This is a genomic window from Hydrogenobacter sp. T-2 (assembly GCF_033971325.1).
In the GTDB taxonomy this organism is placed as follows: Bacteria; Aquificota; Aquificia; order Aquificales; family Aquificaceae; genus Pampinifervens; species Pampinifervens diazotrophicum.
On record NZ_CP117180.1, the window covers coordinates 1,440,407 to 1,453,507 of the forward strand.

General features: G+C 44.5%; 14 protein-coding genes, 1 tRNA gene and 1 other RNA gene. 12 read left to right on the plus strand and 4 right to left on the minus strand.

What is annotated here, in order from left to right; genetic code table 11:
- Both metG and IAE16_RS08340 read left to right on the plus strand, forming a co-directional pair.
- Positions 1–327 carry a methionine--tRNA ligase subunit beta gene (gene metG, locus IAE16_RS08335; RefSeq protein WP_323700359.1) on the plus strand — a complete coding sequence of 109 codons (327 nt, stop codon included), beginning with the start codon at positions 1–3 and terminating at the stop codon, positions 325–327.
- 3 nt (positions 328–330) lie between these two features.
- Positions 331–1,110, plus strand: a complete 780-nt coding sequence (locus IAE16_RS08340) for a ParB/RepB/Spo0J family partition protein (protein WP_323700360.1) — start codon at positions 331–333, stop codon at positions 1,108–1,110.
- Between the two features lie 2 nt (positions 1,111–1,112).
- Here IAE16_RS08340 and ssrA read toward each other — a convergent pair.
- Positions 1,113–1,457, minus strand: a transfer-messenger RNA (tmRNA) gene (ssrA, locus tag IAE16_RS08345).
- Between the two features lie 29 nt (positions 1,458–1,486).
- On the opposite strand from ssrA, the gene IAE16_RS08350 reads away from it, so the two are divergent.
- The gene (locus IAE16_RS08350; RefSeq protein ID WP_323700361.1) at positions 1,487–2,617 is read left to right on the plus strand and encodes a potassium channel family protein; all 1,131 of its coding nucleotides are present in this window, start codon (positions 1,487–1,489) and stop codon (positions 2,615–2,617) included.
- Positions 2,614–2,952, plus strand: a complete 339-nt coding sequence (locus tag IAE16_RS08355; protein WP_323700364.1) for a DUF6394 family protein — start codon at positions 2,614–2,616, stop codon at positions 2,950–2,952. Before IAE16_RS08350 ends, IAE16_RS08355 begins: the two co-directional genes overlap by 4 nt.
- On the opposite strand, the gene IAE16_RS08360 is transcribed toward IAE16_RS08355, so the two are convergent.
- Positions 2,941–5,397 carry a CBS domain-containing protein gene (locus IAE16_RS08360; RefSeq protein ID WP_323700365.1) on the minus strand — a complete coding sequence of 819 codons (2,457 nt, stop codon included), beginning with the start codon at positions 5,395–5,397 and terminating at the stop codon, positions 2,941–2,943. The genes IAE16_RS08355 and IAE16_RS08360 overlap by 12 nt on opposite strands.
- Before the next feature lie 17 nt (positions 5,398–5,414).
- Here IAE16_RS08360 and IAE16_RS08365 point away from each other — a divergent pair, with 17 nt between their 5' ends.
- From IAE16_RS08365 to IAE16_RS08380, 4 genes are all read left to right on the plus strand, one after another.
- Positions 5,415–5,684, plus strand: coding sequence for a hypothetical protein (locus IAE16_RS08365; RefSeq protein WP_323700367.1), 270 nt, complete (start codon positions 5,415–5,417; stop codon positions 5,682–5,684).
- Positions 5,662–6,039, plus strand: a complete 378-nt coding sequence (locus IAE16_RS08370) for a hypothetical protein (protein ID WP_323700368.1) — start codon at positions 5,662–5,664, stop codon at positions 6,037–6,039. Before IAE16_RS08365 ends, IAE16_RS08370 begins: the two co-directional genes overlap by 23 nt.
- 34 nt (positions 6,040–6,073) lie before the next feature.
- Positions 6,074–6,217, plus strand: a complete 144-nt coding sequence (locus IAE16_RS08375; RefSeq protein ID WP_323700369.1) for a hypothetical protein — start codon at positions 6,074–6,076, stop codon at positions 6,215–6,217.
- Between the two features lie 15 nt (positions 6,218–6,232).
- A tRNA-Ala gene (locus tag IAE16_RS08380) sits at positions 6,233–6,308 on the plus strand.
- A 7-nt stretch (positions 6,309–6,315) separates the two neighbouring features.
- Here IAE16_RS08380 and IAE16_RS08385 read toward each other — a convergent pair.
- Entirely contained in the window at positions 6,316–7,614 is a 1,299-nt protein-coding gene (locus IAE16_RS08385; RefSeq protein WP_323700370.1) for an ATP-grasp domain-containing protein, read from the minus strand.
- A 140-nt stretch (positions 7,615–7,754) separates the two neighbouring features.
- On the opposite strand from IAE16_RS08385, the gene IAE16_RS08390 reads away from it, so the two are divergent.
- Together IAE16_RS08390 and IAE16_RS08395 are read left to right on the plus strand one after the other, a co-directional pair.
- On the plus strand, positions 7,755–9,917 hold the full coding sequence (locus IAE16_RS08390) for a penicillin-binding protein 1A (protein ID WP_323700371.1): 2,163 nt from the start codon (positions 7,755–7,757) through the stop codon (positions 9,915–9,917).
- Positions 9,917–10,492, plus strand: a complete 576-nt coding sequence (locus tag IAE16_RS08395; protein WP_323700372.1) for a 3'-5' exonuclease — start codon at positions 9,917–9,919, stop codon at positions 10,490–10,492. Before IAE16_RS08390 ends, IAE16_RS08395 begins: the two co-directional genes overlap by 1 nt.
- Here the strand turns inward: IAE16_RS08395 and IAE16_RS08400 are convergent.
- A complete protein-coding gene (locus tag IAE16_RS08400) occupies positions 10,481–11,551 on the minus strand; it encodes a J domain-containing protein (RefSeq protein WP_323700373.1) in 1,071 nt (356 codons plus the stop codon). The genes IAE16_RS08395 and IAE16_RS08400 overlap by 12 nt on opposite strands.
- A 41-nt stretch (positions 11,552–11,592) precedes the next feature.
- On the opposite strand from IAE16_RS08400, the gene IAE16_RS08405 reads away from it, so the two are divergent.
- Positions 11,593–12,432: a metal ABC transporter substrate-binding protein gene (locus tag IAE16_RS08405; protein ID WP_323700375.1), complete on the plus strand. Its 840-nt coding sequence runs from the start codon at positions 11,593–11,595 to the stop codon at positions 12,430–12,432.
- Complete coding sequence (locus tag IAE16_RS08410; protein ID WP_323700376.1) at positions 12,417–13,094, plus strand: metal ABC transporter ATP-binding protein; 678 nt, start codon at positions 12,417–12,419, stop codon at positions 13,092–13,094. Before IAE16_RS08405 ends, IAE16_RS08410 begins: the two co-directional genes overlap by 16 nt.
- Positions 13,095–13,101 lie beyond the last annotated feature (7 nt).

Consider the following 13,101-nt stretch of genomic DNA (forward strand, 5'->3'; position numbering starts at 1 on the left):
ATGGAGCTTATAGGCATAGAGGACTTTCTCAAATTAGACATAAGGCTTGCGAAGGTGCTTTCTGCAGAAAGGGTAGAGGGTTCAGAAAAACTTTTAAAGTTGAGGGTTTCTCTTGGAGAAGAGGAAAGAACCCTTATGGCTGGTATAGCAAAGCACTATAGCCCAGAGGAGTTGGTGGGTAAAAAGGTGCTAATGCTGGCAAACCTAAAGCCAAGAAAAATATTCGGCGTGGAGTCTCAAGGTATGGTGCTGGCACTTTCTGACGGAGAAAACCTATCTGTGATTGTTCCAGATAGAGATATAAAAGAGGGTGCAAAGGCAAGTTAAGGCATGAGGTTTATAGAGCCTATAAAAGGACTTGAGCTTGAGTTTGCTATTATACCTGCTGAAAGGATAGTTATACCCTCTATTCAGCGTGAGCTTTCGGATATGCATATAAAGAGGCTGATGGAGTCTATGGAAAAGGTGGGTTTTGTAGAGCCTATATCAGTAGTTCCTACAGAGGATGGCTATTATGAGGTTATAAACGGACAACATAGGGTTGAGGCTGGTAGACAGCTTGGCATGAAGGAGTTCCCAGCCATAATACTGCCACCTTCTGCAAAAGACTACATAATAGCCTTAAACATAGAGAAAGTCCCTTCCTTAAAGGACAAAGCCCATCAGGCTTATGAGATATTTATGTCCTATCTCCAAAGGGACGCAAACCTTCCCGAATACCGTTTGGAAAAGTTCATAGAGGATGCTTATCTAATTACTGTAGGCTTTGTAGTAGACAAATACGGAGACAAGAAATTCCCCGGCTACGCCTTTGAAAAAGTTCTCAAGAAGGTGGATGCCTTTCTGGAAAAGCCTTTGAGTGAAGCGGAAAAGGAAAGGGAAGAAAGAGCTAAGGTTCTCCTCAATGCAAAAGAGGTTCTAAACAAAAGATACGAAGAGCTTGGACTAAGAAACGCACTCCAAAAGGAAGCCATAGTATCAAAAGCCTTTCAGAGTGTTTATGGAAAGTATGTGAAAATGCTAAGCGACGACTTTTATCAGGTTTTTGACAAACTTATTCCTGCTATAGAAAGCGTTAGCTTTGAAGAGGGAGAGCTTGAAGAATTTTAGTTTGGTGGAGGCGGCGGGAATCGAACCCGCGTCCGAGAACCTTCAGAACCCAGAGCCTCTACAGGCTTAGCCAGCGTTTTACTTCTGACCTCTTAGGCGTCCACTGGCAAACTCCCAAGAGGCGAGCAGGGAAGTTTTTCGGTGTGAGCCAGCCCTGCACCAGCTCGCACCTACACCCCTGTCTCTAAGCCCTGTCAACCACCCAGAGGCACAGCGGTTGCAGAGCCACTGCCTTTAGTTAGGCAGCGAGAGCGAGTTCCCTTTCGGGAAGTGTTTTTAGTGGCTCTTTAGGTTGCCACCCTGCCTGCAACCCTGTCCTACAGTCCTCGTCGAACCCATTCGCCCCCTAAGGGAACTCTATAAAATATAAATACACATGCCAAAGCTGTCAAGACTAAAGGGTATAAGGAGAAGGCTCAAGCTGAAAAAGAAAAGGGAAAAGCAGTTGATAGAAATATATCAAAGTAGGCTAATAGAATCCCTCAAGGAGCTGAGAATACCTCTTCTCCTAATACATTTTTCCCTAAGTATAGGCACGTTGGGATATATGCTACTCTCTGATGGCAACTTTATAGACTCCATATATATGACTGTTATAACCATAGGAACCATAGGCTTTGGAGAAATAGCCAAAGGGACAGACACTCCAGCAGGCAGAATATTCACCACCTTTCTTGCCCTAATGGGTATAGGCGTATTTACTACATCGGTAACGGTAATTGTCAGACTTTTTCTTGTAGGCGATGTGCTAAACCTAATAAAATACATAAAGATGCTCACAGATATTGAAAAGTTAAAAGACCACGCCATAGTGTGTGGATACAATAAAACCTCTGCATGGCTTGCGGAGGCTCTGCGTAAAAGGAAAATTGATTTTGTGGTAATAGATGCAAGGGAGGAAGCCCTAAAGTATTTACAGCTACACAACATAAGGTATTTCATAACAGAGGAGCCTTTTAAAAAGACCGCCCTTAACTCTGCAGGAATACATAGGGCAAAGTATCTTATTGCCAATATGGAGGATGAGGCAAAAAACATAGCGGTTATTGCCACTGCAAGACTTCTTGTGCCTGATAAGAATAAGCTATTTATATATTCTACCGCACCCACTGACGGCACAGCCCAGAAGTTGGAAGAGCTTGGTGCCAACAAGGTTATAGTTCCAGACAAGCTAATAGCCAACAGGATATTCTCATATATGCTACACGAGGCGGGAGGCTATGTTTCTGACCTCTTTGATAGGATAGCTTATGGTGAGGAGGCGGATCTTGAGATAGTGGAATTACTTGTCCAAAGTGGTAGCTCTCTTGTGGGTAAGAGACTTAAAGAGATAGACCTAAGGAGAGTATACGGCGTTACTGTTGTGGGTATAAGGAGGTTTGATGGAAGCCTGGAGCTTACAGTGTCAGGAGACACGCAGATAGAAGAAGGGGACACGCTTTTATTGCTTGGTAAGCCTTCAAACATAAAAAAGGCTATGGATTTCTACAAGGAGGTTTTAATATGAGGTTTAAAAAGATAATGACAGACTTTTTCCTGCTTATGGCTCTTACTACGAACATTAGCTTTATATTTAATCCTAATCCCTACGAGCTGGTAATAACAGTTATAGCAAACCTAACTGCCACCATACTGAAGCTCGGCGAGGGTAAGATATTGGCAACTGAGATGACCGCAGCGAGCCTTGTGGCAGACCTTCACCTCATACCTGCGGCCTTTATATACTTCTTGGGAAATATCCCAGAGGCGGTCAGCCTTGCTATTGGTGCCCTTGCAGCAAACATCATATCCATACTCCTCTCCATCATAGAAGCCATCTTTAGCTATCTGTCAGAGGAGTAGGCTATCCATCAGCCTTAGCTTTTCTCCTTCTATAGCCTGTCCAAGCTCTTTACCTTCAAGCCCTTTAAACCTTTCAACATCTACCTTTACATGGCGAAGTTTTTCCAGATACAGCTTTACCTTGTCTCTTTGATAGACCATAAGAATTAGAAGAAAGGCTGTGGGCTTGCCCTTAAGGGTTAGGTAGACTTCTGAGTTTTTCTCTGCGGTTTTTAGGGTCTGTATGACCTTGTGTAGGCTATCCTTTAATAGCTTGTAGCTTTCTCTTACCCAAGAGGGTGCGCTAATGTCTCTTAGGATAGGCTCTCCTGTTTCCTCTTTGAGGTTCTTTATAAGCAGTAGAAAATATACCCAGCCATAATCTATTTTCTCTTGAGGAAACTCTATTTTATGCCAGCTTATTATCTCCCTTAGCCTTTCTAAGCTCGTTTCTATTTCTGGCTTGAACTCAAAGCCTTCTATTACCTGCTCAAGAACCCTATACCTTTTGTAAAGCCTGAGAACCTCCAAGAGTTTTTCTTCTCTGAGAGCGAGTCTGAGCTCGTTTAGTATCCTTCCCTTCGGAGCTTTTTTTATTAGACCCATCTCCACCGCACTCTTAAGGAGCTTTTCTGTGCCCTTGGATAGTTTAAAGTCAAACCTACCTGCAAATCTCAAAGCTCTGAGGATTCTCACTGGGTCTTCTACAAAGCTCATAGGATGCAAAACTCTTATTATCCTGTCCTTGAGGTCTCTAAGTCCTCCAAAATAGTCTATTAGCGTGCCGAAGTCTTCTGGGTTTATAGAGAGAGCCATGGCGTTTATGGTAAAGTCTCTACGAAGCAGGTCTTCCCTTAGGGTAGCCCATTCCACCACTGGGTAAGACCCAGGATGAGGGTAGGTTTCCCTTCTTGTGGTGGCAAACTCTAACTTGTAACCTTCTACTTTCATGTGTGCGGTTCCAAACTCAGGAAAAGTGTGACAATCCACATTCCACTCTTTTGCCAGCCTTTGTGCCAACCTTACCGCATCGCCCTCCACCACAAGGTCAAGGTCCCATATGCTTTTTTTCATAAGCAAGTCCCTTACCACACCTCCCACAAGATAAACTTTATAGTCAAGCTCCTGTGCCATATTTCCTATTTTCTCTAACATAGGCTTTAATTCTTCTGGCACGGAGAGCCTTCTCTCGTAGGCTTTTGTTTGCTCTATATGTTTTCTGTAGGCATGAAGCAGGTCAAATCTTGTTATTACACCCACCACCCTTCCTTCCGAAAGGACTGGTATGAGCTTTTCTCCGTGTTTTGAAAGGATATTCTCCGCATCCCATACAAAGTTTTCTGAAAGGAGTGTATGAAACTCTTCCACCATAAAGTCTCTAACCTTTCCACTCAAGCCGTGCTTTTGAGCTCTAAGAAGGCTCTTCTTGTATACAACTCCCACAAGCCTGCCCTCGTCATTTACCACCGGCGCACCCGCAAAGTTCCTTTGAGTTAGCTCAAGAAGTGCAAGGCTTATATCCATATCCTCATGAAGAACAAAGGGTGGATAGCTCATTATATCTCTCACCCTTAGTGGAACTCTCTCCCCCCTCAGTAGAGCCTCCAATACAGCCTTGAGCCTTTCTCCAGAAACTCCTTCAAACTTCCCCGCACTTGCAAATTCATGCCCACCACCACCCAGCCTTTTGAGCACCTCAGACACATCAAACTCACCCTTCAGAGAGCGTCCAAAAAGGTAAGTTTTGCTACCTGCCTCAACTATAACGAAAAAGGCACAAGACTCCCTTATATCCCTAAGCTCGTATACAAGGCTCAGAATCTCTGGCTCGTATTCTTCCATTCTTAGAACCACAAGGCTTACCCTTTTGCCTTCCACAAACAGGTTCTCAAGGCTAATTAAATGCTTTGAAAGAAGGTCTATATGTTCCTTGCTTATGCCACCACTTAGAAAGTTTCTAAGAAGTTTAAGGTTTAAGCCTTTTTGCAAGAGCCACTCTATCGCCCTTGCATCTCTGTGCGTAGTTCCCTCGTAAGTAAGCATGCCCGTGTCTTCGTATATACCAAGAGCCAATATGGTGGCGGACTCGCTGTCTATGTCCTTTCCCTTTTCCATAAGCTCCTCTACAATAAGGGTTGTGCAACTTCCCACCGCATCCACTTTTCCCTCAAAGCCTTTGGGTGCAGAGGGATGGTGGTCAAATATGTATATCTTGCCTATTTTTTCACCGAACCTTCGCAGGTATTCCTCATAGTTATGGCTGTCTACAAGCACAAGCTCAAAGCTCCCGGGCAGGTCTTCCAAAACTCTAAACCTTTCTTTGAAGTGGCTAAGCACCTCGCTGGCTCTCTTGGAAAGGTAAGAGGGTTTGAGAAGGAAAGCATCCTTGTAGAGAAGCATAACACCGTAGGCAGAGGAGAGGGCATCTAAGTCTGCTCCTTCCTGAAGAACAATTATTTTAGTCATGGGTTTAAAATTATATTGTGGAGAAGATAATAATGACTTTTGCTGGACTTTTTTTGGGCTTTGCCTTTGTGGAATTCACCTACAGACTTGCAAGCCTTAGACTAATGCCCGTTTATATGCTTAGTCTTCCTCTTAAGCTCTTTATGTTTGCTCTCGTCCTTTTTGCCTGCTATACTTTTAAGGATGCATACCATTTCCTTTTATGTTTTATTGGCTTTATCCTTGGCTTTTTTCTTTCATTAATTTTTAGAGGGTATACAAGAAATGGAAGACCTGAAAGTGCTTGAGCCTCTCTTTAGGAATACTCTTTTTCAGTTTTTCCTCTGGATGGCATTAATTCAGCTTCTTGCTCAGGTGTTTCTAGATAGGCGTATAGCCTTTTGGGTTTCCTCCATAAGCACTACCCTTTTGTGGCTTAAGGTTTTTGACCCCATAACTCCCATAAAGGCTTGGCTGACTATCCTTCTAATATTTTCCCTATACCTTCTTCCTAAGGTCTTTTTCCATTTCAACCTATTTCTATATCTAAAAGGGAAAAAAAGATGTCCCGACTGCTACAGTGAGGTTCACTGGAGAGCTAAAAAGTGTCCCTTCTGTGGTTATGTCTTCAAGGGTGTGGAAATACCAGGCGGGGAGGAATAAATTATAGATAACTCTATCCACAAGGGGGCAAGGTATGGCAATGGTTGACCTGTACAGAACTTTGAAAAAACAAGTCTTTAAGGTTTTTATGGAAGAAAGGGAAAAGAGAAGGACAGCCTTGAGGCTTAGGTTCGAAGTTCAGAAAAAGTCCTTTGACAAAAAAGGAAACCTGCATTAAAATATTTAGCCTGTAGGGGCGGTAGCTCAGTTGGGAGAGCGCCTGCTTGGCGTGTAGGAGGTCGGGGGTTCAAGTCCCCTCCGCTCCACCAATCTCTTTTATATTCCCATATCCTGAGCCTGCTCTTCTGTTAAGTGTCTATCCTCCTTAGACTCCCTCTGCAGAGATTCACACCTATCAAGAAGTTCCTTCAGCCTTATAGGTGCTTCAGTAAGTGGCAGAGATGAGTCATATATTTCCGCTTTTACTCTACACTCCTTCATGGCTTCGTAGAGCATCCTGAGACCCTTTTCCGCTTCTGGTCCGTTTCTACGCACCACCCATATCCAGTCTGGATTGAGTTTTCCCTCTTTGTAGAGGTCTCTTATGGCGTTTGCCACGCCTTCACCCAGAGTTACATCTATCCTTGTATTGTTGGCGGTTCCACCACAGACCAATACTCCCCTTATACCGGGCTTGGAGAGTATTATCCTTGTTATCTTATACATCTTCTCCGCAGGAGGGTTTCCTCCTATGTCGGTAAAGTTGGCAGGCTTTAGACCCATGGCATAGGTGGTTTCTATGGTAACTGTTGAACCTCCACCTCCAAAGGTCATCATGGCAATATCCCCGTCCACTTCCACATAGGAGCCAGCCTTTCCTCTGTGGTCATCTCTGTCTATGAGAGAGGCTTCTATCTCCCTTTCTGTGGGTGGTCTCTTCATAGCGGTTCTCACTCCGTATATCTTAGCGGGTGGGACGCTGGCATCGTCGTCAATGGTTACTACCGCATCAAGGGCGAGGACTCTCTGTTTGCCACCCACATTGCATATGGCAAGGGGGTTTATCTCCAAAAGCCTTGCCTCCGCTTCCCAGAAGGCTCTCCACATGTTGGCTATAACTTCAGAAAGCTCTCTCAAAACTCCCATGTATTCCTGAGGAAAGCCAAGCTCAAGGAGATAGTTTCTAACCATATGGGGATATAGCCCCTTCATTGGGTCAATGACCCAGCTTTTAACCTTTTCTGGTGGGACCTCCTCTATGTCCATACCTCCCTCAAGGCTGAGGGTAAGCACCGGTGCCCTAACCTCTGTAGAATAGGTAATAGAGGCATAGAGCTCCTTTAGTATGTTAGCCTTTTCGCTCACAAGCAGACCCACGGGCATCTCACCGTAAACTGGGTAGTTAAGAAGGGCGTTAAAGGTTTCTACCGCTTCTTCAGGGTTTTTGCAAAGTTTTACCGCTCCAGCCTTACCCCTTTTGCCTACGAGCACTTGAGACTTTATTACGCACTCACCCAGCTGGCTCATGAAGTTTACAATATCATCGCTCAGGTGGTCTCCGAACATATACTTTGGAGTAGGGACTCCGTATTTTTTAAAAAGTTTGTCGTAGGCTTCATATTCATAAAGGTTCATAGGCTTCCTCCTTTCTTGGAAATTGGTATGATTAAAATTATACCATTCTGGTAGTTAACAGAAGCCACAAATAGAGTTAATATATTAATGTGCGTAAAGTCCTTTTTATCTTTTTGGGTTTCTTGGGTGTGTTCCTCTTAATGTCCTTAGCCTTTATACTAATCTTGTCTGCCAATCTTCCTCCAGTGGAAGCCTTAAGGGACTGGAAGCCTCCGGTGGCTACAGTGGTCTATGACGCAAAGGATAGACCCTTTGGTGATGTGGCGGTGCAAAGAAGATACTATGTAAGTCTCAAGGATATACCACCTCATGTTAGGCATGCTTTCATATCCGCAGAGGATAAGAACTTCTACAAGCACCCTGGGGTCGACCCTGTAGCCATACTTAGAGCTACCCTTACTAACATAAAGCATAAAGAAATTCGTCAAGGTGCATCCACTATAACCCAACAGGTGGCAAGAAACCTCTTTCTAACACCAGACAGAAGCCTAAAGAGAAAAATAAGAGAAGCTCTTTTGGCACTTAGGATTGAAAGACGTTTTACAAAAGACCAGATATTAGAGATGTATCTAAATTACATATACCTTGGTCAAGGAGCCTACGGCGTGGAAGCGGCCTCAAGGATATACTTTGGGAAATCTGTAAAGGAGCTCACTATTGATGAAGCTGCAATCTTGGCAGGTCTTCCAAAGGCACCTACACGCTATAATCCCTTTAGAAATCCAGACAGGGTAAGAGAGAGAAGAGATTACGTGCTTCGTCGCATGTATGAAGATGGATATATCACTGAAGAGGAATACAGAAGGCTTATAGAAAAGCCTATAAAAGTTAAGTTAGAGAACAGATATTACGGGATGGATTATTTCCTTGATTATGTAAAGGACTATCTTGCGGACAAGTATGGTGAGGTTATCTTAGCCGGAGGATACAAGGTATACACCACCGTGGATAGGGACCTTCAGGAGCATGCAAAGGACGTGTTGAAGCGAGGTATTATGAGAGTTGCCAGGGCAAACCAAATACCCTTTTTACCAGAGGACCCGTATGAAACTGCAAAGAAGTATGAGGAACAAAAGGTTGAACTAAAACCCGGTAAGGTATACATAGGTAAGGTGCTTTCTGTAAAGGGACAAAAACTTAAGTTGGAGCTGAGGGAATACCAATTTGAGCTTGAAAGAAGGAGCCTGCCTGTTGAGAAGGGAGACTTTGTGCTTGTAAGACTCTATCAGGACAGAAGGAGCAGGGAGATAAAAGCGGAAGTGCTTCCAGACCTACAGGGTGCTCTTGTAAGTCTTGATGTGAAAACGGGTGCCATAAGGGCTATGGTGGGTGGATATTCCTACTTAAGAAGCCCCTACAACAGAGCTGTTTACGCAAAGCGTCAGCCTGGGTCCGCTATAAAGCCTGTAATATACCTTGCAGCTCTCATGAAGGGTTATACGCAAGCCAGTTTAATAGATGCTACTCCAAGGAGTTTTTATGATCCATCTACAGGCAGGAATTGGACTCCTGATAACTATGATGGTGCGGAGTATGGGCAGATTACTCTAAGAACCGCCTTGGCAAAAAGTGTGAACACTGCTACGGTAAACCTTCTTGCGGACATAGGCTTTGACCTGCCTATAGAATTGGGAAGACTTCTTGGTATTGACCTAAAACCCTACTATTCTATGGCTCTTGGCAGTATAGAGGTTACTCCTCTACAGCTAACATCCGCCTTTCAAACCTTCGCAAACCTTGGGGTAAGATGTGAGCCATACTTTATAAGAAAGATAGTAGCACCCGATGGCTCTGTTATTGAAGAAAACTCTCCAAGGTGTGAGCAAGTTCTTCCTCCACAGGAGACAAGAGTTCTCGTGGACATGCTAAGAGCTGTAGTGCTTGAGGGGACTGCGGTGTCCGCAAGCTCTTTGCAAAGGGTAGTGGCGGGCAAAACTGGAACTACAAACGATTACATGGACGCATGGTTTGTAGGCTTTTCACCTGACATAGTGGCTGGCGTATGGGTAGGCTTTGACATAAGGAGGAGCATGGGCAGAGGAATGGCAGGCTCAAGGGTTGCACTTCCCATATGGATAGACTTTATGTCTGTTGCTGGCTATATGTATCCTAACAATGATTTTCCCATACCACATGGTGTAGTGTTAGTGGACTGTCCAAAGCCTATGCTTTTTGTGGAGGGAACCGAGGGCGTATGTGGAGGTGAAAATCAAACAGAGTCTCAGGAGCAATGGAACGAGCTTGAGGGTATTGTAGACCCTAAACATATAAGGAAAGAGCCAAAGGTTGAGGAAATTCCATAATGAGAGAAATCTTGCTTGAAAGCACCTTCGTGAGTATAGATGTGGAAGCTACAGGGTTTGACCCTTCAAAGTCTGAGATAATTGAAATTGCCTGTGTTAGAGTTGAGGGTGGAGTTATAACAGAAAGGTTTTCAAGCCTTGTATATCCGGGATACCCCTTGCCTCAGAGAATAACAGACCTCACAGGCATAACCAACGCCATGCTTGTGGGAAAGCCAAAAATGGAGGAAGTTCTTCCAAAGTTTCTCAAGTTTGTAGGTGATAGTGTTATAGTCGCCCATAGGGTGGAGAAGGATATCGCCTTTGTAGACAAGTATTACAAACAGCTATATGGCAAAAGGTTTAGACACCCTCACATATGCACTCTCAACCTTGCCAAAAACATACTTCCGGACCTTAGGAAGTATTCTCTGAAGGACCTCGCGGACTACTTTGGGATAGAATACAAACGCATCCACAGAGCTATGGATGATGCCCAGATTACTGCCCTTGTATTCCTTGAGCTCCTAAAGCTCCTATGGTACAGGCTTGGCATAGGAGATTACTTAGGAATAAAGAAACTCTCAAAGGGGTAGAAGGTTTCTTATTTTCTCAACAAGTCCACTTCTTACCTCTACTCCATCATCCTTTAGCTCTTTGGCAAGCTTTTCAAGAAGCCCCCTTAATGCACCGTTCACATCTTTGGGAACTTCTATGCGAAAGGTTATTATCAGGTTTCCCGCCGCATTGCTCGTTGGAAATCCGTAGCCCGGTAAAGTCTTGGTTGACCCGCACTCTGTTCCCGGCTGGATAAATACTTCTATTTCTCTCCCATCAAGCCACCCTATCTTTGTAGTTCCGCCGAGCACCGCCATAGGAAAGGATATGAACTTTTCCATATAGAGGTCTTTGCCTATTTTCTTAAAAACTTCATGTGGCTTTATGCTTATTCTCAAATACAGGTCTCCCGGCTCTCCACCCCTTTCTCCTGTATGACCGAAGCCTGAAACCTTCAAAACCTCACCCTCGTCCGTCCCGGGTGGAATGCTTACCCTTACCTTGCTTCTTTTTGCAACCCTACCCCTTCCACCACAGGTGGGACATAGGTTCTTTATTATGTAGCCCCTTCCTTTACAAACAGAGCAAGGTCTTGGGAAGTTAAATATGCCACTAACCCTTCTACCAGTTCCTTCGCAGGCATTACAGCTCACCTTTTCCATCTGACCCCTATATCCCTTGCCTTCACAATCGGGACAATCTACCCAACGGTCGTATTCTATTTCCCTTTCGCATCCGAGGGCGGATTCTTCAAGACTTAGCTCTAACTTTAACCTTATGTCCTGTCCCCTTTTGGGTTTTGGTGCTCTTCTCATACCCTGCCATATGCTTTCAAGGAAGTCTTGAATGTATTCCATGAAGTCCCTGTATTTCTTCTCATCTCCGCTCTGAAGTATACGGTCGTATTCCTCTCTTTTTTGCTCGTCAGAAAGTATATGGTAGGCTTCGTTTATTTCTCTAAAACGTTCACTTGCCTGTGGGTCGGGGTTTACGTCAGGATGCCACTCTTTGGCGAGCCTCCTGTAGGCTCTCTTTATCTCCTCTTTGCTGGCGTTTCTTGATACACCTAAGGTCTGGTAATAGTCTTTTATAGGCATTGGGGATATAATATAAGCTCTTTTTTGTTAAAATTAAAGGTATGTTGGTGATTATCCTAACAGTGTTTCTTATCTCCACCTTAGGCTATGCTAAGGACCTTTTGATGGCTTCCTCCTATCCTATATACTATCCCTTGAAGTATTTGGCGGGCGACAGGTTTGAGGTGGATGTGCTTATAAGGTCTCAGGCAGACCCTCATCACTACGAGCTAAAGCCCGATGACATCAGAAGGCTCCAGAGGGCAAGGGCTTTTCTGTATTTAGGTTTAGAGAGGTGGGAAAGGAGAGTAGCCAATACAGTGGGAAAGGGCAGAGCTTACCCACTCGCACAGGGTTTAACGCTTATAAGGTCAGGAAAGGGCTACGACCCACACCTTTGGCTCTCTCCCAAGGCATACATGGGAGTGGTGGAAAACATACAAAAGGTTTTGTCTCAATTAGACCCAGCTGGTTCTGAACAATACAAGAGGAGAGCAAGTGAGTATATGGAAAGGCTAAGGGCTTTGGATAAGGAATACAGGGAAGTGCTTTCCACGTGTAAGACAAGAACCTTGGTGATTACCCACCTCTCTACCGCATACTTGGGAAGGGACTATGGACTTGAAACGGTGGGTTTAAGGGGCGTGCATGCAGAAGAAGAACCAAAGCCCTCAGAGATAAGGCGTATGGTAGAGAGAGCGAGGAAAGCTAAGGTGGGTGTTGTTTTTGCAGAGTTGGGGCACGACGAGAAGCTTGCAAAAAGAATAGCACAAGAGGTGGGTGCAAGGGTCTTACCCTTTAACTCATCTCTCTTTCCGGAAGAGAGAAATGACGACTACTTTTCTATTATGAGAAGAAACCTAGAGAGGCTTTCAGAGGGGCTTGAGTGCCAGAGAAAGTAGTAGAGGTCAAAAACCTGCACTTTAGCTACAGGGAGGATGAGCCTCTTATTGAAAACTTGAGCTTTTATGTGGAAAAGGGGGAGTTTTTTGGAGTTCTTGGACCAAACGGTGCAGGAAAGAGCACGCTCTTAAGAATTTTACTTGGCTTTACAAAGCCTCAAGGGGGAGAGGTAAGGCTCTTTGGTGAGAGCTTAGATAACTTCAATCAGTGGGGTAGGATAGGCTACGTGCCTCAAAGGTTTTCTGTAGAAAAATCCTTTGCAGGTAATGTGGGGGAGCTTCTAAGAGCGGTCGCACCCAAAGAAAGGGTAGGTTGGGTTATAGCCTTTTTACACCTTGAAAACCTGCTAAATAGACCCTTCGTGAAGCTCTCTGGTGGAGAACAGCAAAAGGTTTTGCTCGCTCTTGCTCTTACCACAAACCCAGACCTTTTGGTCCTTGATGAGCCCATGACTGGTCTTGACATACACGCTCAAGAACATATAGAGCATATCCTAAAGGAGGTAGCAAAGGATAGAACAGTGATAGTGGTGTCTCATGACGTGGGCTTTGTGCTTAGGAACGCAAAAAGGATTCTGTGTATTGGTATGCCCTTCTGCAGGGTCATAAAGCCTGAGGAGTTTCAAGACCTTGTAAGAGAACTCTACAGATTGCATCCTTAACGAAGAC